The organism is Cronobacter sakazakii (genome assembly GCF_000982825.1).
Classification (GTDB): domain Bacteria; phylum Pseudomonadota; class Gammaproteobacteria; order Enterobacterales; family Enterobacteriaceae; genus Cronobacter; species Cronobacter sakazakii.
In genome coordinates this window covers 3,441,628-3,463,049 of record NZ_CP011047.1, presented here as the reverse complement: position 1 = coordinate 3,463,049, position 21,422 = coordinate 3,441,628, and the positions used below count along the sequence as shown (strand labels likewise).

Annotated in this window: 18 protein-coding genes; 12 read left to right on the top strand and 6 right to left on the bottom strand. The window is 58.8% G+C overall.

Annotated features, from left to right (window positions below):
• The first annotated feature begins 7 nt into the window (after positions 1-7).
• The 3 genes from hypF to fdhF all read left to right on the top strand — a co-directional run bounded on the left by hypF (position 8) and on the right by fdhF (position 5,576).
• The gene (gene hypF / locus CSK29544_RS16470) at positions 8-2,254 is read left to right on the top strand and encodes a carbamoyltransferase HypF (protein ID WP_029038956.1); all 2,247 of its coding nucleotides are present in this window, start codon (positions 8-10) and stop codon (positions 2,252-2,254) included.
• Entirely contained in the window at positions 2,248-3,270 is a 1,023-nt protein-coding gene (locus tag CSK29544_RS16465) for a HoxN/HupN/NixA family nickel/cobalt transporter (RefSeq protein ID WP_007894231.1), read from the top strand. Before hypF ends, CSK29544_RS16465 begins: the two co-directional genes overlap by 7 nt.
• Positions 3,271-3,428: 158 nt before the next feature.
• Positions 3,429-5,576: a formate dehydrogenase subunit alpha gene (gene fdhF / locus CSK29544_RS16455; protein WP_080602532.1), complete on the top strand. Its 2,148-nt coding sequence runs from the start codon at positions 3,429-3,431 to the stop codon at positions 5,574-5,576.
• A 40-nt stretch (positions 5,577-5,616) separates the two neighbouring features.
• Here the strand turns inward: fdhF and CSK29544_RS16450 are convergent, their stop codons facing one another.
• Entirely contained in the window at positions 5,617-6,528 is a 912-nt protein-coding gene (locus CSK29544_RS16450) for a LysR family transcriptional regulator (protein ID WP_029038955.1), read from the bottom strand.
• Positions 6,529-6,653: 125 nt separating this feature from the next.
• Here CSK29544_RS16450 and CSK29544_RS16445 point away from each other — a divergent pair, with 125 nt between their 5' ends.
• Positions 6,654-8,036: an MFS transporter gene (locus tag CSK29544_RS16445; RefSeq protein WP_029038954.1), complete on the top strand. Its 1,383-nt coding sequence runs from the start codon at positions 6,654-6,656 to the stop codon at positions 8,034-8,036.
• 114 nt (positions 8,037-8,150) lie between these two features.
• Positions 8,151-8,369, top strand: coding sequence for a hypothetical protein (locus tag CSK29544_RS16440; protein WP_007849565.1), 219 nt, complete (start codon positions 8,151-8,153; stop codon positions 8,367-8,369).
• A gap of 45 nt (positions 8,370-8,414) precedes the next feature.
• On the opposite strand, the gene iraP is transcribed toward CSK29544_RS16440, so the two are convergent.
• Positions 8,415-8,759 carry an anti-adapter protein IraP gene (gene iraP, locus CSK29544_RS16435; RefSeq protein WP_004385463.1) on the bottom strand — a complete coding sequence of 115 codons (345 nt, stop codon included), beginning with the start codon at positions 8,757-8,759 and terminating at the stop codon, positions 8,415-8,417.
• A 322-nt stretch (positions 8,760-9,081) separates the two neighbouring features.
• Here iraP and CSK29544_RS16430 point away from each other — a divergent pair, with 322 nt between their 5' ends.
• A complete protein-coding gene (locus CSK29544_RS16430; RefSeq protein WP_198248867.1) occupies positions 9,082-9,483 on the top strand; it encodes a GFA family protein in 402 nt (133 codons plus the stop codon).
• A gap of 169 nt (positions 9,484-9,652) precedes the next feature.
• On the opposite strand, the gene betA is transcribed toward CSK29544_RS16430, so the two are convergent.
• The 3 genes from betA to betI are packed head-to-tail and all read right to left on the bottom strand — an operon-like array spanning position 9,653 to position 13,440.
• The gene (gene betA / locus CSK29544_RS16425) at positions 9,653-11,332 is read right to left on the bottom strand and encodes a choline dehydrogenase (protein ID WP_007894239.1); all 1,680 of its coding nucleotides are present in this window, start codon (positions 11,330-11,332) and stop codon (positions 9,653-9,655) included.
• Between the two features lie 27 nt (positions 11,333-11,359).
• The gene (gene betB / locus CSK29544_RS16420; RefSeq protein ID WP_029038952.1) at positions 11,360-12,832 is read right to left on the bottom strand and encodes a betaine-aldehyde dehydrogenase; all 1,473 of its coding nucleotides are present in this window, start codon (positions 12,830-12,832) and stop codon (positions 11,360-11,362) included.
• On the bottom strand, positions 12,832-13,440 hold the full coding sequence (gene betI, locus CSK29544_RS16415; RefSeq protein WP_007894242.1) for a transcriptional regulator BetI: 609 nt from the start codon (positions 13,438-13,440) through the stop codon (positions 12,832-12,834). The genes betB and betI overlap by 1 nt, the downstream gene beginning before the upstream one ends.
• Before the next feature lie 252 nt (positions 13,441-13,692).
• Here betI and CSK29544_RS16410 point away from each other — a divergent pair, with 252 nt between their 5' ends.
• Positions 13,693-15,723 (top strand): choline transporter, encoded by a 2,031-nt coding sequence (locus CSK29544_RS16410; RefSeq protein WP_029038951.1) that lies wholly within the window; start codon positions 13,693-13,695, stop codon positions 15,721-15,723.
• Between the two features lie 93 nt (positions 15,724-15,816).
• Here the strand turns inward: CSK29544_RS16410 and CSK29544_RS16405 are convergent, their stop codons facing one another.
• Positions 15,817-16,377: an AAA family ATPase gene (locus CSK29544_RS16405; protein ID WP_007891869.1), complete on the bottom strand. Its 561-nt coding sequence runs from the start codon at positions 16,375-16,377 to the stop codon at positions 15,817-15,819.
• 88 nt (positions 16,378-16,465) lie between these two features.
• Between CSK29544_RS16405 and CSK29544_RS16400 the strand changes: the two genes are divergently transcribed.
• The 5 genes from CSK29544_RS16400 (at position 16,466) to tssL (ending at position 21,421) form a co-directional block, all read left to right on the top strand.
• A complete protein-coding gene (locus tag CSK29544_RS16400; protein WP_007891868.1) occupies positions 16,466-16,759 on the top strand; it encodes a hypothetical protein in 294 nt (97 codons plus the stop codon).
• 541 nt (positions 16,760-17,300) lie between these two features.
• A complete protein-coding gene (gene tssB / locus CSK29544_RS16395) occupies positions 17,301-17,798 on the top strand; it encodes a type VI secretion system contractile sheath small subunit (protein WP_007849582.1) in 498 nt (165 codons plus the stop codon).
• A gap of 34 nt (positions 17,799-17,832) precedes the next feature.
• Positions 17,833-19,374, top strand: a complete 1,542-nt coding sequence (gene tssC / locus CSK29544_RS16390) for a type VI secretion system contractile sheath large subunit (protein WP_007891867.1) — start codon at positions 17,833-17,835, stop codon at positions 19,372-19,374.
• Between the two features lie 14 nt (positions 19,375-19,388).
• Positions 19,389-20,738, top strand: a complete 1,350-nt coding sequence (gene tssK / locus CSK29544_RS16385) for a type VI secretion system baseplate subunit TssK (RefSeq protein WP_007891866.1) — start codon at positions 19,389-19,391, stop codon at positions 20,736-20,738.
• The gene (gene tssL / locus CSK29544_RS16380; RefSeq protein ID WP_007891865.1) at positions 20,735-21,421 is read left to right on the top strand and encodes a type VI secretion system protein TssL, short form; all 687 of its coding nucleotides are present in this window, start codon (positions 20,735-20,737) and stop codon (positions 21,419-21,421) included. Before tssK ends, tssL begins: the two co-directional genes overlap by 4 nt.
• Position 21,422: the final 1 nt, after the last annotated feature.

The window sequence follows — 21,422 nt, the reverse complement described above, 5'->3', positions numbered from 1 at the left end:
CGAGACGATGAACCTTAACGGTACGATTTTACGCATTCAGGGCCGGGTGCAGGGGGTGGGTTTTCGCCCCTTCGTCTGGCAACTGGCGCAGCGGCTGGCGCTCACTGGCGACGTCTGCAACGACGGCGCGGGGGTGAAAGTGCGCCTGACCGGCGGTGAAGGGGCGTTTATCGCCGCGTTGTGGCAGCACTGCCCGCCGCTCGCGCGTATCGACAGCGTCAGCGCCGCGCCGTTTCGCTGGCCGCTGCAGCCTGACTCGTTTTCCATTCGCGAGAGCGGCGGCGGGGCGATGCGCACGCAAATCACCCCGGACGCCGCCACCTGCCCGCAATGCCTGCGCGAACTCAACGATCCCGCAGACCCGCGCTGGCGCTATCCGTTTATTAACTGCACCCATTGCGGCCCGCGCTTTACCATTATTCGCGCGATGCCCTATGACCGTCCCAATACCGCGATGGCGGGCTTTCCGCTCTGCGCGCCGTGCGAGGCGCAATACCGTGACCCGGCCGACCGGCGCTTTCACGCGCAGCCCGTGGCCTGCCCGACATGTGGCCCGCAGCTGAGTTGGGTAAGTGGTGAACAGACGGCACAAAAAGAGGCGGCGCTTGAGGCCGCCATCGCTGCGCTCATTGCAGGCCAGATTGTTGCCATTAAAGGCATCGGCGGGTTTCATCTCGCCTGCGATGCGCAAAACGCTGACGCCGTGGCGCGCCTGCGCGTGCGTAAGCATCGCCCGACCAAACCGCTGGCGGTGATGCTTGCGAACGCCGAAGGGCTGCCGGATGACGCCCGGGCGCAATTGCTCACGCCCGCCGCCCCGATTGTGCTGGTGAATAACGCGCACCTGCCGCCGCTGTGCGAGGCCATCGCGCCAGGGCTTAACGAAACTGGCGTGATGCTGCCTGCGAACCCGCTGCAACACCTGCTGATGCAGGGCGTCGGGCGTCCGCTGGTAATGACCTCCGGCAACCGCAGCGGCGAGCCGCCCGCGCTCACCAGTGCGCAGGCGCTCTCGCAGCTTAGTGAGATTGCCGACGGTTTTTTGCTGCATAACCGCGACATCCTGCAACGGATGGATGATTCGGTGATGCGCCCCGGCGGCGAGATGCTGCGCCGGGCGCGCGGCTTTGTGCCGGACGCCATCCCGCTGCCGCCGGGCTTTGCCGATATACCCGCCACGCTCTGCCTCGGAGCCGATCTCAAAAACACCTTTTGTCTCGCGCGCGGCGGCGAGGCGGTGCTGAGCCAGCATCTGGGCGATCTCAGCAATCCGCAGACCGAAGCGCAGTGGCGCACGGCGCTGGCGCTGTTTCGCGACATTTACGATTTTCACCCGCAGCAGGTGGTGGTGGATGCGCATACGGGGTATCGCAGCAGCGCGCTCGGCGAGGCGACGGGGCTGCCGGTGAAACGCGTTCTGCATCACCATGCGCATATTGCCGCCTGCCTGGCCGAGCACCGCTGGCCGCGCGACGGCGGCCCCGTCATTGCGCTGGCGCTGGACGGCATCGGCATGGGAGAGGGCGGCGCGCTGTGGGGCGGCGAGTGTTTGCTGGTGGATTACGCACGGTGCGAGCGGCTCGGCGGCCTGCCTGCGCTGCCGCTGCCGGGCGGTGACCTCGCGGCGCGTCAGCCGTGGCGTAACTGGCTCGCGCAGTGGCAGGCGTTTGTGCCGCAGTGGCAAACGCTCCCGCAGGCCGCCGGGCTTCTCGCTAAACCCTGGGCACCGCTTATGCGCGCGATGGCGCGGGGTATCAATGCGCCGCTTGCGTCATCAACCGGGCGTTTATTTGACGCCGTGTCGGCGATGCTTGGCGTGGCGCCTGACGCGCAAAGCTATGAAGGCGAGGCGGCCTGCCGCCTGGAAGCGCTGGCGCTGCGTCACGGTCCGGTAGCGCATTCTGTGACGTTGTCACCTATCGAGGGCGAGTTTGATATACCCGCCTTCTGGGCGAGTCTGCTGGCATTTGACGCGCCAGCGGGTGCCCGCGCCTGGGCGTTTCACGACGCACTCGCAAGCGGGCTGGCTGCGCTTGCGCGCTGTCACGCCAGCGCGCGCGGCATCAACACCATCGCCTGTGGTGGCGGGGTGCTGCATAACCAGCTTCTGCGCGAAAGGCTCGCGTTTTACCTTCACGATTTCCGGCTACTGCTGCCGCACGCGTTACCTGCAGGCGACGGCGCGGTGGCGTTCGGCCAGGCGGCGATTGCCGCCGCCGCGTTTTCATCACTTACAGGAACGACGTCATGCTGACTCAATTGCGTAATCTTCCACCCCGTGCGCTGGCCCTGGTGGCCGTGCTTGGTCTTGCCAACCTGGCCGCCTGGATCTGGGCGTTTTATGCCTTTCACGACACTCCCGCGCTGATGGCCGCGAGCATGCTGGCCTGGGGTTACGGGCTGCGCCACGCGGTGGATGCAGACCATATCGCCGCCATTGATAACGTCACGCGTAAAATGATGCAGCAGGGTAAACGCCCGTGTGGCGTCGGGGCGTGGTTTTCGCTCGGCCACTCCAGCATTGTGGTGCTGGCGTCGGTCGCCATTGCCGCAACTGCCGCGGCGGTAAAAGAAGACATGGCCTGGTTTCATGAGGTGGGCGGCGTGATTGGCACCACCGTCTCGGCGGTATTTCTGCTGGCGATGGCGCTGGTGAATCTGGTTATCCTGCGCGGTATCTGGCAGAGCTTCAGCCGCTTAAAACGTGGCGAGCCGCTGAATATGCCCGCGGATGCCATGACCACAGGCGGGCCGATGAGCTGGTTGTTTCGCGCCACCTTCCGGCTGGTCAATAAAAGCTGGCATATGTATCTGGTCGGTTTTCTCTTCGGGCTCGGCTTTGACACCGCCACCGAGATTGGCGTGCTGGGCATCTCGGCGGCGGGCGCGTCACACGGCATGTCGGTCTGGTCGATTCTGGTCTTCCCGGCGCTCTTTACCAGCGGTATGGCGCTTGTCGACACGCTCGACAATCTGGTGATGGTCGGCGCGTATGGCTGGGCTTTCAGCAAGCCGCAGCGCAAGCTCTACTACAACATGACCATTACCGGCACGTCGGTGGTGGTGGCGCTGTTTATCGGCGGGCTGGAGGCGCTGGGGCTGCTGATGGATAAATTCGGTCTTTCCGGCGGTTTCTGGAGCTGGGTGGCGGGCGTGAACGATAATCTTGGCGACGCCGGGTTTATTGTGGTCGGTTTGTTCATCGCCTGCTGGGCGCTGTCTATTCTCAACTACCGCCTGAAAGGCTACGACGCGCTGTCTGCGCGCTAAGCCGCCACGCGCCTTTCGTCACGTCACTTTTGACGAAAGGCGCGCCCTCGACAGTGATTTTTCCTTTTCAACCCGCGTGCGGCGCGCTTTCCGGCAGCTGGCACGCTTTCTGCATTATCCGCTCCACTCTTTACGCAGTTAACTCTGGAGCATAACCGATGAAAAAAGTCGTTACGGTTTGCCCCTATTGCGCGTCGGGTTGCAAAATTAACCTGATCGTCGATAACGGCAAGGTCGTTAAGGCGGAAGCAGCAATTGGGAAAACCAATCAGGGCGATTTATGCCTGAAGGGCTATTACGGCTGGGATTTTATCAATGATACCCAAATCCTCACTCCGCGCCTGAAAACGCCGATGATCCGCCGTGAGCGCGGCGGCAGGCTGGAAGCGGTCTCCTGGGAGGAGGCGCTCAATTATGTGGCGCAGCGCCTTGGCGACATTAAAGCCAAATATGGCCCGGATGCCATCATGACCACCGGATCGTCACGCGGCACCGGCAACGAAACCAACTATGTGATGCAAAAATTTGCCCGCGCGGTAATCGGCACCAATAACGTCGATTGCTGCGCGCGCGTCTGACACGGCCCCTCGGTTGCAGGTCTGCACCAGTCGGTCGGTAACGGCACCATGAGCAACTCCATCACTGGCATTGAAAATACCGATTTAGTCTTTGTATTTGGGTATAACCCGGCGGATTCGCATCCGATCGTCGCTAATCGCGTGATCAAAGCGAAGAAAAACGGGGCGAAAATTATCGTCTGCGATCCGCGGAAAATCGAAACCGCGCGGATTGCGGATAGACATCTGGCGCTGAAAAACGGCTCCAACATCGCGCTGCTGAACGCGATGGGGCACGTGATTATCGAAGAAGATCTCTGGGATCACGCCTTTGTATCGGCGCGTACTGAAGGCTTTGAAGAGTATCGCAAAATCGTTGAAGGCTATACGCCGGAGTCGGTGGAAACCATCACAGGCGTCAGCGCTGAGGAGATCCGCGAAGCAGCGCGGATGTACGCCCGCGCGGAACGTGCGGCGATCCTCTGGGGCATGGGCGTGACGCAGTTTTACCAGGGCGTCGAGACCGTGCGTTCACTGACCAGCCTCGCGCTGCTGACGGGTAACCTCGGCAAACCGAGCGCGGGCGTTAACCCGGTACGCGGGCAGAATAACGTACAGGGCGCGTGCGACATGGGCGCGCTGCCGGATACTTATCCGGGCTATCAGTATGTGAAATTCCCCGAGCACCGTGAGAAATTCGCCAAAGCCTGGGGCGTGGCGTCGCTGCCGGCGCATACTGGTTATCGCATCAGCGAACTGCCGCACCGCGCGGCGCATGGCGAAGTGCGCGCCGCTTACATCATGGGGGAAGATCCGCTGCAAACCGATGCCGAGCTCTCGGCAGTGCGCCAGGCGTTCGAGACGCTGGAACTGGTGATTGTACAGGACATTTTCATGACCAAAACCGCCGCGGCGGCGGACGTGATTTTGCCTTCCACCTCATGGGGCGAGCATGAAGGGGTCTACACGGCGGCGGATCGCGGCTTCCAACGTTTCTTTAAAGCGGTGGAGCCGAAGTGGGATCTGAAAACCGACTGGCAGATAATCAGCGAGATCGCCACCCGGATGGGCTACCCGATGCATTACGACAACACTAAACAGATCTGGGATGAGCTGCGCGCGCTGTGCCCCGATTTTTATGGTGCCACATACGAGAAAATGGGGGAGCTGGGCTACATCCAGTGGCCGTGCCGTGATGAATCTGATGCCGATCAGGGCACCGATTACCTCTTTGAAAAGGAATTCTCCACGCCGAACGGGCTCGGGCAGTTCTTCACCTGCGACTGGGCACCGCCGCTTGACCGGGTCAACGAGGAGTATCCGCTGGTGCTCTCCACGGTGCGCGAAGTGGGGCACTACTCCTGCCGCTCGATGACCGGCAACTGCGCCGCGCTGGCGGCGCTGGCGGATGAGCCGGGTTACGCGCAAATCAACAGCGCCGACGCAAAACGCCTCGGCATTGAAGACGAGGCGCTGGTGTGGGTGGTGTCGCGCAAAGGTAAAGTCATTACCCGCGCGCAAGTGAGCGACAGGCCGAACAGAGGCGCGGTCTACATGACGTACCAGTGGTGGATTGGTGCCTGTAACGAGCTGGTGGCGGAGAATCTAAGCCCGATCACAAAAACGCCGGAGTATAAGTACTGCGCCGTGCGCGTCGAGCCGATAGCGGATCAGCGAGCCGCCGAGCAGTATGTGATTGACGAGTACAACGCCCTGAAAACCCGGCTGCGGGAGTCCGCGCAGGGTTAAATAACGAATCCCCCGCCAGGGGGATTTTTTTGCCCGGCATTCAGCCTTCCGGCATCCGCGCGCGGCACTCCGCCAGGACAAACTGGCGCAGCCAGCGGTGCGCCGGATCGGCATCCAGACGCGGATGCCACATCTGCGACACGGTAATCGGCCGGGTCGCCACAGGTAATTCAAACCACGTAAGCCCGGTATCGCCCGGCAGATTAATCAGAAACGAGGCGGGCACCAGCGCCACCAGATCGGTACCGCGCGCGACGGCGAGCGCTGCCGGAAACCCCGGCACCACCGCGGCAATATTGCGTGACAGCCCCAGTTGCGCGAGCGCGTCATCGACCGGCCCGGTCAATACGCCGCGCCGCGACGCCGCCACATGGTTCCACGCGGTGTAATCCTCAGGCGTGATGTCACGCCCGGCGAGCGGGTGATCGCTTCTCACCACGCCCACGAAGCGGTCACTAAACAGCCGCTGCTGTTTGATTTCCGGCCCCATCTCGCCCGGCACACCGATTTCCAGATCCGCCTCTCCTTCACGCAAGGGCCGGTCGCTTTTCACCGGCTTGGGCGCAAAACGCAGGCGTATGCCGGGCGCACATCGTGCAGCCGCCGCAATCAGCGCCGGGCCGAACGCCTCCACAAAACCGTCGTTGGCGCGCAGCGAAAACGTCTGCTGGTGACGTGTGATATCAAATTCCTGCGGCGCAGGGCGCAGCACGGCGCGCGCGGCAAAGACCGCGCCCTGGGTGCGCTCGCGAAGGGAGTCGGCGTAGGGCGTGAGCACCATCTGGCGTCCGGCGCGTACCAGCAGTGGATCGCCGGTGGCCTCGCGCAGGCGACTCAGCGTGCGGCTCATCGCCGACGCGCTTAAATTCAGGCGACGCGCCGCCGCCGCCACGCTTTTCTCGGCGAGCAGGACATCAAGGGCGAACAGCAAATTTAAATCCGGGTCATTCATCGTCAGGCTCCGGGCGTCATCATGACAGATGGCGTTTCATGCAGGGGTAAAGTGCAATCGTTGCGTCTTCCGCTATGTATCGCCGGAAAGTAGAGTGAACGCAAGCACACATTTTCGGAGTGACCATGACGTTATTTACTGACCTGCCCGGCGATGAAGGGCTGCCGGGGCGCGAGCGCGCGCTGGCGATGCTCGCGGTGATGACGAGTACCACGATGGCGGTTTTTGATGGCGCGATGGTGAATATCGCGCTGCCGGAAATGGCCCATGCCCTGAATGCGACGGCGGCGCAGACTGTCTGGGTGGCGAACGGTTATCTGCTCTCGGCGGCGATGACGCTCGCGATTTTCGCCGCGCTGGCCGGGCGGCTCGGCTTTCGCACGTTATTTGCCGCAGGCGTCGGGCTGTTTACGCTCGCTTCACTCGGCTGCGCGCTTTCACCGTCGCTCCCCTGGCTTGTGGCGATGCGAATTTTACAGGGCGTGGGCGGCGCGGCGACGCTCAGCATCGCGCCCGCTATTCTGCGCACCATTTTCCCGAACCGGCTGCTCGGGCGCATTCTCGGCATGAACGCGCTGCTTATCGCCACCAGCACGGCCATCGCGCCGGTGCTGGGCGGCGCGCTGCTCGCCACGCTCGGCTGGCCCTGGCTGTTCGCGATCAACATTGCACCGGGCGTGCTGGCGCTGCTGCTGACGCTGCGCACGCTACCCAATGATACACACCCGTCGCGCGGGCCGTTTGATGTGCCAGGCGCGCTGCTTTCGGCGCTGATGCTCGGCGCGGCGGTGATGGCGTCAGACGCGCTGTCGCTTGAGGCGCTACTCGGCTTCGGCGCACTGGCGCTGGTGGCGGGCCTGCTGCTGGCCTGGCGTTTAAAACGCGCGCCAGCGCCGCTGCTGCCGCCGCAGCTCTTTGCCAACGCGCGGTTTTCGCTCGCGGCGCTGACCTCGCTGGCGTCGTTTGTGAGCCAGGGGATGACCTTCGTGGCGCTGCCGTTTCTGTTCCAGAGCGTCTACGGTTACAGCGCGCTGCACGCCGCGCTGCTTTTCACCGCCTGGCCTGTCGGGATCATTCTGGTGGCACCGCACGCCGGGCGGTTGGCCGACCGCTACGCGCCGTCGGTTATCGCAACCGTAGGTCTGGGGCTTTTCGTGGCGGGCCTGGTGGCGCTGGCGCTGCTGCCTGCGCACGCCGCTGCCTGGGACATCAGCCTGCGCGGATTGCTGTGCGGCATTGGGTTCGGCTGCTTTCAGAGCCCGAATAACCGCGAGATGCTGGCGGGCGCGCCGCGTGAATATAGCGGTTACGCCTCCGGCGTGCTGGCGATTATGCGCACCTTCGGGCAATGTCTGGGCGCGGCGCTGGTGGGTGTGCTCCTCACTGTAGGGGCAACGTCTGCCAGTGGTATCGCCGAGGTCGCAGGCGTGCGTCTCGCGCTGTGGATCGCCGCTGCGGCCTCGCTGCTGGCGCTGGCCTTCAGCGTCAGTCGTTTACGCAAACGTTAAGGCCAAAGGGCGGTCACCTGTGCTATTCCCGCGTTACCGGGCGGGTTATAAAATCAGGCGCGCCCGTGTAGCCTGTGTTAAGGTCGATTTTTAATCGAACCAGAGGGCTGATAAATGCCAAAGAATGTCGTGACAATTATGCCAGGCGGTCAGGTTGAGCATGTGGCTGTTGATGATGAGCTGCAGGTCATGCGGATCAGCGGAGAAAAGGGAGCCACGCTTGAGCTGCCGATCGAAAGTTATAAGCTCGACGGAGAAACGTATCTGGTGGCGCGGTTTTCCGGGCTGGTGAGCGATCAGGAAACCGAAAACGCGATCCGACAGTTCTATTAATGTTGGGTTACAGGGGCACAGAGCCCCTGTAACGTTTATTTGCGGTCAGAATTGCTTATCGCTGGTGAGAGAGGATGAGAGTTTACGCAAGGCGTCAATATCCAGTTCCGGCTTCTCTTTATCCAGTACGCAGGCAATGGATAACAGCTCGTTAAACTGGTTGAGTAATATTTCAGTGTCCGATTTAAACGCGTTATCTTCTGCATCCAGCGCCGCATTGATGGCTTTTTTCACGCCCTCAATCATCTCATCCATTCCGCCGTTTTTCCCGATAGTCATTAGCATGGCGCTTAACAGCAGTGCCTGCGCTTCTACCTGAGCCGTCAGAATTTTCGCTTCCGCATCCATTTTCGAGATTTTAGCAATCATGCTGTAAATCACATTATTCATGGCACTTCCTCCTTTTGCTCGACCAGCATATCAGGGAGGCGAGCACGGGCAATGTTGTGTAGTCTTAAATCAGCGCAGCGCGCCGCAAGAATGCTGAACGCAACGGCCTGTGCCTTGCGCGCAGGTGTGGTTCAGAGAAAGTCGTTAAAAGATGTCATTAAAAGAGAGAGGGTACCTATTATATATACGATAACAGGCCCGTCTGTCTGCATATTCACACGTAAAAGCGCGGGCGTAATCGCATAATCCCCACGTACCGCCTCGCGCGGGCGAGCGCCGCTGAAAATAATTTATTGGCAAGGAGATATATAGCGTGGAAAAAATGAATGGCCAGTGTCACTGCGGTACGGTGAAATTTACCGTGGAATTAACGGACGGGCTGAATACCGCCCGCCGCTGCAACTGCTCTTATTGCCGGATGCGTGGCGCTATTACGGTGTCGGCACCGCTCAATGGTATTACGGTGCTGGAGGGTAAGGAAAAACTGACGGAGTATCGTTTTAATACCCGCCAGGCCGCGCACTATTTCTGTTCGGTATGCGGCATTTATACCTTTCACCAGCGACGTTCAAACCCGGATCAATATGGCGTGAATGTGGCTTGCCTTGAAGGCGTTTCGCCCTTTGATTTTCCTAAAATCAAAGTGACAGAAGGTATTCACCACCCGAACGACGGTGGGGGCGGGGTCGCCGGTTATTTACGTTACACGCCGGTTGAAAAATGACGGCCTGCGCCTGAAGAACCGCGTTAGCAGAAACGTGACAAGATAAAGGCCCGCGCCAAAACAAGATGTGCGATCACGCCGGGGCGAGGTTATATACACGAGATGGCGTTTGCCGCCGCGCTGGCGGGCGAAAAGCCGGTAAGCGGCGAGCTTACCGGCAAGGGAAGGGTTATGGACGCAGGGGTTCGCCGCGCACCGGGCGGTCGCCCGCCACAAAATAGCGGGCGGTGCTGCGCGGCAGCGGCGTGCGGCCACGGATGTTATCCGCGATTTTCTCGCCGATCATGATGGTGGTCGCGTTCAGGTTGCCGGTGATAATCAGCGGCATGATGGACGCATCCACCACGCGCAGGCCTTCCAGCCCGTGCACGCGGCCCTCGCCATCCACAACGGCCATCTCATCGCTGCCCATTTTGCAGGTGCCGCACGGGTGATAGGCGGTCTCTGCGTGGTTACGGACAAATTCGTCAAGCTGTTCGTCAGTCTGGCAGTCGATGCCCGGGCTGATTTCACGGCCGCGGAATTTATCCAGTGCGGGCTGGTTGATTATCTGGCGCGTGATGCGAATGGCGTCGCGGAACTCCTGCCAGTCCTGCTCGTGCGACATGTAGTTAAACAGGATCGCCGGATGTTGGCGCGGGTCGCGCGATTTAATGCGCACGTGGCCGCGGCTCGGCGAGCGCATAGAGCCGACGTGACACTGGAATCCGTGCGCTTCGACGGCGTTCGAGCCGTTGTAGTTAATCGCCACTGGCAGGAAGTGGTACTGAATGTTCGGCCAGGCGAACTCTTCGCGGCTGCGGATAAACCCGCCGCCTTCAAAGTGGTTGCTGGCACCAATGCCGGTGCCGTTAAACAGCCACTCGGCGCCGATTTTCGGCTGGTTCCACCATTTGAGCGCCGGGTAGAGCGAAACCGGCTCTTTACATTCGTACTGCAGATACATCTCCAGGTGATCCTGCAGATTTTCGCCGACACCTGGCAGATCATGCACCACCGGAATATCAAATTCTTTCAGCAGTTCCGCATTACCGACGCCGGAACGCTGGAGGATCTGCGGCGAGGCGATAGCACCCGCGCAGAGCAGCACTTCACGGCGCGCATGAACCTCCTGCGGCGTGTTGCTGGCACCGTGAAGATACGCCACACCCACCGCGCGTTTGTTCTCAAAAAGAATGCGGTCGGTTGTGGCATGGGTGATGATTTTCAGGTTCGGGCGCTGTTTCGCGGTATCCAGATAGCCGCGCGCGGTGCTGGAGCGGCGGCCCTTCGGCGTGACGAAGCGATCCATCGGGCCGAAGCCTTCCTGCTGATAGCCGTTCAGATCGTCGGTACGCGGATAACCCGCCTGCACGCCTGCTTCTATCATCGCTGCGAACAGCGGGTTGTTGCCTGGCTTGCAGGTGGTGATGCTGACCGGGCCGTCGCCGCCGTGGTAGTCGTTCGCGCCGATATCGCGCGTTTCCGATTTACGGTAATAGGGCAGGCAGTCGAGATAGGTCCAGCGCTCTAGGCCGGGCTGCTGCGCCCAGTTGTCGAGATCCATCGCGTTGCCGCGGATATAACACATGCCGTTAATCAGCGACGAGCCACCGAGGCCCTTGCCGCGCCCGCACTCCATGCGGCGATTATTCATGTACGGCTCAGGCTCGGTTTCATAAGCCCAGTTATAGCGTTTGCCCTGTAACGGGTATGCCAGCGCCGCCGGCATCTGGGTGCGGAAATCAAAACGATAGTCAGGACCACCCGCCTCCAGCAGTAATACAGTGACATCGCTGTCTTCGGTCAGTCTTGTTGCCAAAACATTCCCTGCGGATCCGGCTCCGATAATGATGTAATCAAATTCCATTAGTCGTTCCTCAGGTTAAAAGGTGGATCAAAATACGGACTGAAAGCGGGTCATCTCGACCTGCACGGATTTCACCTGCGTGTAGTTTTGCAGGGTCATCAGCCCGTTTTCACGGCCAATGCCGGAGTGTTTGTAGCCGCCGACCGGCATCTCGGCTGCGGATTCGCCCCAGGTGTTGATCCAGCAAATCCCGGCTTCAATCTGGTGAATCACGCGGTGCGCGCGGTTGAGATCCTGCGTGACGACGCCTGCGGCGAGGCCGTAATCGGTGGCGTTGGCGCGCTGTATGACTTCATCTTCGCGCTCGTAAGTCAGAATCGACATCACCGGCCCGAAGATCTCTTCGCGCACGATGGTCATGTCATCGCGGCAGTCGGTAAAGACGGTGGGCTCAACCCAGGCACCGTTATCGAACCCGTCGCCGGTCAGACGTTTACCGCCGCACAGGACGCGCGCGCCTTCACGGATGCCCGTGTCGATGTAGCGCATGACGTTATCGCGGTGCGCGAAGCTCACCAGCGGGCCGAAGTTCGTGGCGGGATCGTTCACGTCGCCCGCTTTAATACGCGCCACGCGCGCGGCGATTTTCTCTTCAAAGGCCGCCTGCCATTTCGCCGGGATAAACACGCGCGTGCCGTTGGTGCAGACCTGGCCCGAGCTGTAGAAGTTGGCCATCATGGCGATGTCGGCGGCGAGATCGAGATCCGCATCGTCAAAAATGATGAGCGGGGATTTACCACCCAGCTCCATCGTCACCTCTTTCAGCGTCGATCCCGCCGCGTTCGCCATGACTTTTTTGCCGCTGGCGACGCCGCCGGTGAACGAGACTTTATCGATGCCCGGATGTTCGGTCAGCAGTTGTCCGGTGACGGCACCGCTGCCGTTAAGCACGTTAAAGACGCCGTCCGGCACGCCCGCTTCGGTGTAAATTTCTGCAAGCTTAAGCGCGGTAAGCGGCGTCACTTCGCTTGGCTTAAAAATCATGGCGTTGCCGGCGGCAAGCGCCGGAGCGGATTTCCACAGCGCAATCTGGATCGGGTAGTTCCACGCGCCGATGCCCGCCACCACGCCAAGCGGCTCGCGACGCGTGTAAACGAAAGCGGTGTCGCGCAGCGGGATCTGCTGCCCTTCAAGCGAGGGGATAAGCCCGGCGTAGTACTCCAGCACGTCGGCGCCGGTGACGATATCGACCGCCTGGGTTTCGCTCAGTGGTTTACCGGTATCGAGCGTTTCCAGCGCGGCCAGTTCATCGTTGCGCTCGCGCAGGATATCGACCGCACGACGCAGGATGCGCGAGCGCTCCATCGCGGTCATGGCCGCCCAGATTTTCTGGCCTTTGCGGGCCGCTTCCACGGCACTATCGACATCGGCCTTGCCTGCTTCATGCACCTCGGCGAGGACTTCGCCGTTTGCCGGGTTGATGGTCTGGAAAGTGTTACCCGTGGCGGAGGGTACATATTTGCCGTCAATATAAAGCGGCTGTTCTGCGAATCGGGACATCATTCCTCCTTCTCATGGGGTGCTGCGCCAGCCAGTTGCTGGCGGATGAATCGGGTGGTGAGCGTGCGGGCAGTCTCCAGATTAAACGGTTGGCCGCTCAACGCCGCGCGCAGCCACAGGCCGTCGATAAGCGAGGCCAGCCCATGCGCCGCCAGCCGCGCCTGTTCGCGCGGCAGCTCGCGGCGAAACTCGGCGGCGAGCGTCGAAAACAGGCGGCGGCTACTGACGCGCTCAAGCCGCCCGAGCTGCGGCTGATGCATACTGCTGGCCCAGAAATCGAGCCAGGCTTTCATCGCCGCACTGTGCACCTGGGTGTCATCAAAGTTGCCTTCGACGATCGCCAGCAGGCGCGCCTCAGTACTGGCCTGCGCCAGCGGCCTCAGGCGGGCGGCGACGGCATCGCGAAGCTGGCGAGTAATGTCGCGCATGGTCGCTTCGAGCAGGCCGTTTTTGTCCTTAAAGTAGTGGCTGATAATGCCCGCTGACACGCCCGCCCGGCGCGCGATCTGCGCGATAGTGGCGTCGTTGATCCCAACATCATTAATGGTGCTTAACGTTGCATCAATTAACTGCCTGCGCCGTATCGGCTGCATTCCTACTTTGGGCATGACCCGGACTCCGCTTCACCACGTTGTTAATATCTATTAGAACTTTTTTTTATTGGACGTTCAATATAAAAAAGAAATTGTTAAGATGCTGTGATTGTTTTGTCGCAAAAGCGAAACGGTACGCTACGCTAAAAGGCGATTAATCACCGTCATGAATTATTGGAAAGGAGAGAAGAGACGCGCCTTAGGGGCGGAGAACAATAAACACGCTAACGCTTTCATTTTTGACAGGATATTAACCAGAGGTAACCGATGACTAATCCACCTGCCAGTGAAAAAAACAGAATTAACCCCGTGGTGTTTTACACCTCAGCCGCGCTGATTCTGACTTTTTCACTGGTCACTATCTTCTTCAGTGAGCTGTCTGCGGCCTGGATCCAGACGGCGGTCAACTGGGTCTCGGCGACGTTTGGCTGGTATTACATGCTAGCCGCCACGCTCTACATCGTTTTCGTTATTTTCATGGCCTGTTCGCGCTATGGCGATATTAAACTCGGGCCTGAGCAGTCAAAACCCGAATTCAGCCTGCTGAGCTGGTCGGCGATGCTGTTTGCCGCAGGCATCGGTATCGATCTGATGTTTTTCTCCGTGGCTGAGCCGGTCACGCAGTATATGCAGCCGCCGACAGGGGCAGGGGAAACCATCGAAGCCGCGCGTCAGGCGATGGTCTGGACGCTGTTTCACTATGGTCTGACGGGCTGGTCAATGTACGCGCTGATGGGTATTGCGCTTGGCTACTTCAGCTATCGCTATAACCTGCCGCTGACCATTCGCTCCGCGCTGTACCCGATTTTCGGTAAACGCATTAACGGACCTATCGGCCACACCGTTGATATCGCGGCGGTGATCGGCACCATTTTTGGCATCGCGACGACGCTTGGCATCGGCGTGGTGCAGCTTAACTACGGCCTGAAAGTGCTGTTCGATATCCCGGAAGGGCTGACAGCGCAGATGGCGCTGATTGTGCTGTCGGTGATTATCGCCACCATTTCGGTGACATCGGGCGTCGATAAAGGCATCCGTTTTCTTTCGGAGCTGAACGTTATTCTGGCGCTGGGGCTTATCCTGTTTGTGCTGTTTATGGGTAAAACGGATTTCCTGCTGAACGCGCTGGTGCTCAATATTGGCGATTACATCAACCGTTTTATGGGGATGACGCTCAATACCTTCGCCTTTGATATGCCGCGCCAGTGGATGAACAGCTGGACGCTCTTCTTTTGGGCCTGGTGGGTGGCGTGGTCGCCGTTTGTCGGGCTGTTCCTGGCGCGCATTTCGCGCGGGCGCACCATTCGTCAGTTCGTGCTCGGCACGCTTATTATCCCGTTTACCTTTACGCTGCTGTGGCTCTCAGTGTTCGGCAATGCGGCGCTGTATGAGATCATTCACGGCGACGCAGGCTTTGCGCAGGAGGTTATCGCTCACGCCGAACGCGGCTTCTACAGTCTGCTGGCGGAGTATCCGGCGTTTAAACTGAGCGCGTCGGTTGCGACCATCACCGGCATGCTGTTTTATGTGACGTCCGCCGATTCCGGCTCGCTGGTGCTCGCGAACTTCACCTCGAAGCTGAAAGACATTAATAGCGACGCCTCGAACTGGCTGCGTATTTTCTGGTCGGTCGCCATCGGCGTGCTGACGATGGGGATGCTGATGACCAACGGCATCTCGGCGCTGCAAAACACGACGGTTATCATGGGCCTGCCGTTCAGCTTCGTCATTTTCTTCATCATGGCAGGCCTCTATAAATCGCTGAAGGTGGAAGATCACCGTCGCGTCAGCGCCAGCCGCGATACGGCGCCGTATATTCCATCGGGCAATGATCGTCTGAGCTGGAAAAAACGCCTGTCACGGCTGATGAACTATCCGGGGACGCGCTATACCCAGCAGATGATGGAAACCGTGATTTACCCGGCAATGGAAGACGTGGCGAAAGAGCTGGAGCTGCGCGGTGGCCGCGTGACGCTGAGAAAAGTGGCGCCGGACGACGAGACGCCGCTGGGGTATCTGGATCTGCGCGTGCATCTTGGTGAGGAGCAGGATTTTATTTATCAGGTGTGGCCGCAGCAGTATTCAGTGCCGGGCTTTACCTACCGCGCCCGCCGCGGGAAATCGCACTATTTCCGTCTGGAAACCTTCCTGCTGGAGGGCAGCCAGGGCAATGACCTGATGGATTACAACAAAGAGCAGGTGATCATCGATATTCTCGACCAGTACGAGCGTCACCTGAACTTTATTCATCTTCATCGCGAAGCGCCGGGCAATAACCTGGTGTTCCCGGAAGTGTAAAACGAGTGAGGCCACGCCAGTGGCCTTTTTTGATCCCGGCACGGGAGAGGCGGAATGAGAAACAGGCCAGGCCATCAGGACAGTTTGTGTTGATCACTGGCATGGCGGGATTAACGCGCTTTGTGCCCGTATCCAGTCGGCTCGTGCCTGCGGCGTGGCGAAAGGAATTTCAGCCAGTTCATAGCCGTAGCGCGTGTAGACTTGCTTCATTGCTTCCCAGGTGCGTACCGCTTCTTCAAATGTTTGCCTGCGTTCGGCGTCCTGCGTGAAGATAGCTTTCCAGGGCGGCGCGATGAAAACGGTGGCGTCGTAGCGCAATCGAAGTGCGGCGTCGTGAAGCGTTTGTGGTACAGGCAACTCACACAGATTCAGGTAACCAATGATATCCGGAATGCCCCGGTCGAAGAACACCACATCATTCATCGCGTCGGCTGCATACCATGCCTGCTTTTCCCGGTTGAGCATCATCGCCGCGAATGCTTCTCTGTCGAGCCACGGCAGCGCAACGCCGCCCGCGCTTACCTGTTCCTGAATAATTGCTCTGCCGGTTTCTGGCGACGTGTTCAATCCCGCGCGGGCAAGGCTCGCCAGTAGCGTACTTTTGCCTGCGCCGGGCCCGCCGGTGATGACGATTTTACGGGTTGTTGAAATCATAATAACGGCCTCTTTGCGGTCAGAAGTCTGTTCGCACGCTATGCTTTCTGGGACGCGCCTCGCGCGAACTTTTATGCGGAGTAAAGTGATGAAATTAATCGTGATGATGATGTTTTTCGGGAGCGCGATGTGCAGTCTCCCTGCGTTAGCCTCAAGCGATGACAGCTGGCAGGCGCTGTTCTCCGCGATGAACAAGGCTTGTGTCAGCGCGGCCGGAATAGACGAGGTGCAAGTTTCGAAACCGGTATTATTCCCGGATGAAACGGGTATGGCAGGGCTAATGATGAAAGGCAACACTGGCAAGATGAAACACAAGGTTAGCCTGATTTGTCTGTATGACAAAGCAAAAAAGAAAGCGTTTGTCAGCGAATATACGTGGTGAAAGGGAACACGTGTCGTGCTATTAACGCCGACATTTAAACGAGCAGTAGTGTTATTTATTAATCGATAATTTAGGATTGGCGCCCTGATTATTATTAGTGCGTCAAATGTATTTTTGGGATGAATTGCCTGCGGATGAATGTTATTCCCTGATATGTATTTTTATGGTGAGTTTTTTTTGAGGCTGAAATTTTTGTGGTGGATTCGCCTTTGCGCAGTGCGGATTTTTCCGTTTATTTCTTCGTGGTCCAGATCCGGACGTCATTTTCACCTCCAGGTTTCTTTATTTGTGTATAAATACACGAAGCAGGAGTCGTTTTGTATTATATCAAAGGCTGTCTGTAAGCTTTATTGTTTTTTGAAATGCAGTGTAACAGATATAAGAATCGGGCCTCTTGTATACGCTGGCTTCGGGCGTAACATATTTAAAGTGTTTGATTTTATCTGCCGTAAAGGATGCGGCAGAGAATGCGGCAGGGATTGTCGCTGACGCTCCCTGTTCTTTCCGTCAACGTCAAATTGCCTTAATGAAGGAACACGTCATGTCTGGTTCATTTCAGGAAGAAATTCCTAAAGCCCGTATTAATCTGAAGTTAAATCTGCACACCGGCGGCGCGCAGAAAAAAGTTGAGCTGCCGCTGAAATTACTGGTCACCGGCGATTTCAGTCACGGCCAGGAGCACCGGCCGCTGTCTGAGCGCAAAAAAATCGACATAAACAAAAATAATTTCGACAGCGTGCTTTCGGAATTTTCACCGGCGCTGAATCTCGCCGTGGAAAATACCCTGGCCGGTGACGGGCGCGAAGAAAACGTGCGCCTGACCTTCCGCCAGATGAAAGATTTCGAGCCGGAGCAGGTGGCGCGGCAAATTCCCCAGCTGAAAGCCATGCTCGCGATGCGCAATTTACTGCGCGACCTGAAATCCAATCTCCTTGATAACGCCACCTTCCGCAGGGAGCTGGAAACCATCCTGAAGGATCCGGCGCTGAGCGATGGCTTACGCGCGGAACTGGCGTCGCTGGCCCCGAAACACGCCTGAGGCGCACCGGGTTTATTACGGATTAACGAGAGAAATGCTGATGTCTGTTCAGAACACCCCCACTGCTGCCGGCGCCACGCAGGTACCGGAAACCACCGGCGGCGTTTACGCCTCGCTGTTTGAAAAAATTAACCTTCACCCGGTCGACGCGCTTGATGATATCGACGCCTGGCAGGACAGCCAGCGCCTGGCGGACGCCTCTGCCGATGAGCGCGTGACCGCCGCGGTCCGGGTTTTCCTGGAGCGCCTGAAACAGTCCGGCCAGCAGGTTGAAAAGCTCGACAAAACGCTGCTTGACCACCATATCGCTGAGCTGGACCGGCAAATCAGCCGCCAGCTGGATACGGTCATGCACCATCCGGAGTTTCAGCAGGTGGAATCGCTGTGGCGCGGCCTGAAGCATCTGGTGAACCGCACCGACTACCGCCAGAACGTGCGCACGGAAATTCTCGATATCGCCAAAGAGGATTTGCGCCAGGACTTCGAGGACGCGCCGGAAATCATCCAGAGCGGCCTCTACTGGCACACCTACACGGCGGAATATGACACGCCCGGCGGTGAGCCGGTGGGCGCGGTGATTTCCTCGTATGAGTTTGACGCCAGTGCGCAGGATATGGCGCTGCTGCGTAACATCTCTAAAGTCTCCGCCGCGGCGCACATGCCGTTTATCGGTGCCGTCGGCCCGAAATTCTTCCTCAAAGATTCCATGGAAGAGGTGGCGGCGATTAAGGACATCGGCAACTACTTTGACCGCGCCGAATACATCAAGTGGAAATCCTTCCGCGACACCGACGATGCCCGCTATATCGGCCTGACCCTGCCGCGCGTGCTGGGCCGCCTGCCGTACGGCCCGGACACCGTGCCGGTGCGCAGCTTTAACTATGTGGAAGAGGTGAAAGGGCCGGACCACGAAAAATACCTGTGGACCAGCGCGTCGTTTGCCTTCGCGGCCAATATGGTGAAGAGCTTCATTAATAACGGCTGGTGCGTGCAGATCCGCGGCCCGCAGGCGGGCGGTGCGGTGCAGGACCTGCCGATTCATCTCTATGACCTCGGCACCGGCAATCAGGTGAAAATCCCGTCGGAAGTGATGATCCCGGAGACGCGTGAATTTGAGTTCGCGAACCTCGGTTTTATCCCGCTCTCCTACTACAAAAACCGCGACTACGCCTGCTTCTTCTCGGCGAACTCGGCGCAGAAACCGGCGCTGTACGACACGCCGGACGCGACGGCCAACAGCCGCATCAACGCGCGCCTGCCGTATATCTTCCTGCTGTCACGCATCGCGCACTACCTGAAGCTGATTCAGCGCGAGAACATCGGCACGACCAAAGACCGCCGTCTGCTGGAGCTGGAGCTGAACAACTGGGTGCGCGGTCTGGTGACGGAGATGACTGACCCGGGCGACGAGCTGCAGGCGTCACACCCGCTGCGTGATGCGAAAGTGGTGGTGGAAGATATCGAAGACAACCCGGGCTTTTTCCGCGTCAGGTTGTACGCCGTGCCGCATTTCCAGGTGGAAGGCATGGACGTCAGCCTGTCGCTGGTGTCGCAGATGCCGAAAGCGAAGGCGTGACGGGCGGAGATGGAATGAAGATATTTCGACCACTGTGGAACGAGGGGGCGCTGCTGTCCCCTCAGCAATTTCAGCAACAGTCTGCCTGGGAGGCGTTCACCAATGCCGGGGTGTTGGGGCTGTCATCACCGTTTCCGTGGGGCGTAGAGCGCGTTGAACTGGATGACGAGCTGCTTGCTTCCGGACGTATTCAGGTGCGCGCTCTGCGTTTATGGCTCCCCGATGGCACGCTGGTAGATACGCTGAACAGCGACCTTCCGCCGCAACCCCGCGAACTCAACCCGCATGAGCTGGCAGGGCAAGATAGCATTACTTTACTGCTGGCTCTGCCACTGATGCAGCCCGGCATTATAAACGTGCAGAAAGCCTCTTTCGTCTCTGAGCGTCCGTTACGCTACCGCGAGGAGTGGGTTTCACTGCCCGATGCATTTGGACCCGAAGAAGAGTCTGTTGCCGTGGCGCACTTTAATCTCTCTTTACGCTTTGGGCATGAAAGTAATGAATCCTGGCAAACCTGTCCTGTCAGTCGACTGGTTCGTGACGGGCAAGGCGGCTGGCGACAGGACGCGAGTTTTATTCCTCCAATGGCGTTATTTTCCGCAAGCGCGATGTTACAGGAGCGTCTGGTGTTGCTGAATCGCCAGTTGCGCTCCCGCCGCCAGCGATTAATGTCTATGCGTCGTGAAAGCAACGAGCGGCTTGCTGATTTTGCTGTCGCGGATGTGTCGTTGTTCTGGTTGCTTAATGCCCTCAATTCCCATGCGCGCGTGCTGAGCGAATATGAACGCTTTCCGGCTCGTCATCCTGAACAGGTCTGGGCTGAACTGGCACGGCTCGCAGGCAGCATGCTGACGTTTTCACTCGAACACGATCTGGACATTATTCCCGGATACGACCACGCCGAGCCGGAGCACACTTTTCCCCGTTTATTTGATCTGATAACCGAATTGCTGGAAGCGAGCCTGCCGTCACGGGTTATCGCGCTGCCAATGACACGGATGGATGAACTGACCTGGAAAACCTCGCTGCATGACATGCGCTTGCGGGAAGAGGCTGATTTCTATCTTTCTGTACGATCTGATATCCCTGCCTGGCAAATTGCCGAACGTTTTCCTGAACTCTGTAAAGCCGGCTCCCCGGATGAAGTAAACGCAGTTTCCATCAACGCGCTGAATGGCATACCGCTGATTCCGGTGATGCGCATGCCTGCTGCGCTGCCGGTGCGCCTGGAAAATCACTATTTTGCGCTGGATATGGAAAGCGCGGCCGCGCGCGACATGCTGGAGCAGGGCGTATGCATGTTTTATGTACCGTCTCTGCTGGGCGCGCTTGAAATTGAACTGTTTGCGGTGCTGCGCTCATGAGAGAAGAAATCGACATTGATCAATTGATGGCCGATACGTGGCTAACAGTCACGATGTTGCGCTATGGCGCTTCTGTCCCTGATGGAAAATCGCTGTACAAGACCTGCTGCGCCCAGGTGGAAAGCGTACGCGAAGCGCTTAAACAGGCGGGCTATGACGATGCCAGCATAGAACACATTTCATATGCTCAGTGCGCGCTACTGGATGAAACGGTGATGAGCCGCAAACCAGCGCTGAGGGAGGACGGGGAACTGGTGATAACCGATGAAGGCCAGCGAGAATGGCGAATGGCCCCCCTGCAAGCTAAATACTTTGGATCCTTACGTGCAGGCGAGGCGCTCTGGGATCGCATTGCAGAAGTATTACGCCAGCCCGCGCCATTACAGGCCGTCTTAACCTGCTACCACCGTGTTCTTTCGCTGGGTTTTCAGGGGCTTTACGGTGTGAAAACCGTCAGCCAAACTCAGCGAGAGGAAACGTTAAATGCCCTGAGTGCGCGGGTGCCGCCGGTGAAGAGCGATATTTCTCTGGTTGTTCGCGAAACAAAAAAACGGCGTTATAACCTGCTGCGTTCTGTCGGATTCTGGATCCTGGTTTCGGTCATCATCACCGTTATCGCCTGGTGGTGCGGGCATCTCTGGCTTCAGGCGCTCCTGTCTGCTGAACTTCCGGAGCTGCATTGAC

What these genes read in the sequence shown, in the direction of transcription:
- tssC (WP_007891867.1), top strand. Translation starts at nt 17,833, where the DNA reads ATGCTGATGTCTGTTCAGAACACCCCCACTGCTGCCGGCGCCACGCAG.
- hypF (WP_029038956.1), top strand. Translation starts at nt 8, where the DNA reads ATGAACCTTAACGGTACGATTTTACGCATTCAGGGCCGGGTGCAGGGG.
- tssK (WP_007891866.1), top strand. Translation starts at nt 19,389, where the DNA reads ATGAAGATATTTCGACCACTGTGGAACGAGGGGGCGCTGCTGTCCCCT.
- CSK29544_RS16410 (WP_029038951.1), top strand. Translation starts at nt 13,693, where the DNA reads ATGACTAATCCACCTGCCAGTGAAAAAAACAGAATTAACCCCGTGGTG.
- CSK29544_RS16465 (WP_007894231.1), top strand. Translation starts at nt 2,248, where the DNA reads ATGCTGACTCAATTGCGTAATCTTCCACCCCGTGCGCTGGCCCTGGTG.
- tssL (WP_007891865.1), top strand. Translation starts at nt 20,735, where the DNA reads ATGAGAGAAGAAATCGACATTGATCAATTGATGGCCGATACGTGGCTA.
- CSK29544_RS16440 (WP_007849565.1), top strand. Translation starts at nt 8,151, where the DNA reads ATGCCAAAGAATGTCGTGACAATTATGCCAGGCGGTCAGGTTGAGCAT.
- betB (WP_029038952.1), bottom strand. Translation starts at nt 12,832, where the DNA reads ATGTCCCGATTCGCAGAACAGCCGCTTTATATTGACGGCAAATATGTA.
- CSK29544_RS16450 (WP_029038955.1), bottom strand. Translation starts at nt 6,528, where the DNA reads ATGAATGACCCGGATTTAAATTTGCTGTTCGCCCTTGATGTCCTGCTC.
- tssB (WP_007849582.1), top strand. Translation starts at nt 17,301, where the DNA reads ATGTCTGGTTCATTTCAGGAAGAAATTCCTAAAGCCCGTATTAATCTG.
- betI (WP_007894242.1), bottom strand. Translation starts at nt 13,440, where the DNA reads ATGCCCAAAGTAGGAATGCAGCCGATACGGCGCAGGCAGTTAATTGAT.
- CSK29544_RS16405 (WP_007891869.1), bottom strand. Translation starts at nt 16,377, where the DNA reads ATGATTTCAACAACCCGTAAAATCGTCATCACCGGCGGGCCCGGCGCA.
- CSK29544_RS16400 (WP_007891868.1), top strand. Translation starts at nt 16,466, where the DNA reads ATGAAATTAATCGTGATGATGATGTTTTTCGGGAGCGCGATGTGCAGT.
- betA (WP_007894239.1), bottom strand. Translation starts at nt 11,332, where the DNA reads ATGGAATTTGATTACATCATTATCGGAGCCGGATCCGCAGGGAATGTT.
- iraP (WP_004385463.1), bottom strand. Translation starts at nt 8,759, where the DNA reads ATGAATAATGTGATTTACAGCATGATTGCTAAAATCTCGAAAATGGAT.
- CSK29544_RS16430 (WP_198248867.1), top strand. Translation starts at nt 9,082, where the DNA reads ATGAATGGCCAGTGTCACTGCGGTACGGTGAAATTTACCGTGGAATTA.
- CSK29544_RS16445 (WP_029038954.1), top strand. Translation starts at nt 6,654, where the DNA reads ATGACGTTATTTACTGACCTGCCCGGCGATGAAGGGCTGCCGGGGCGC.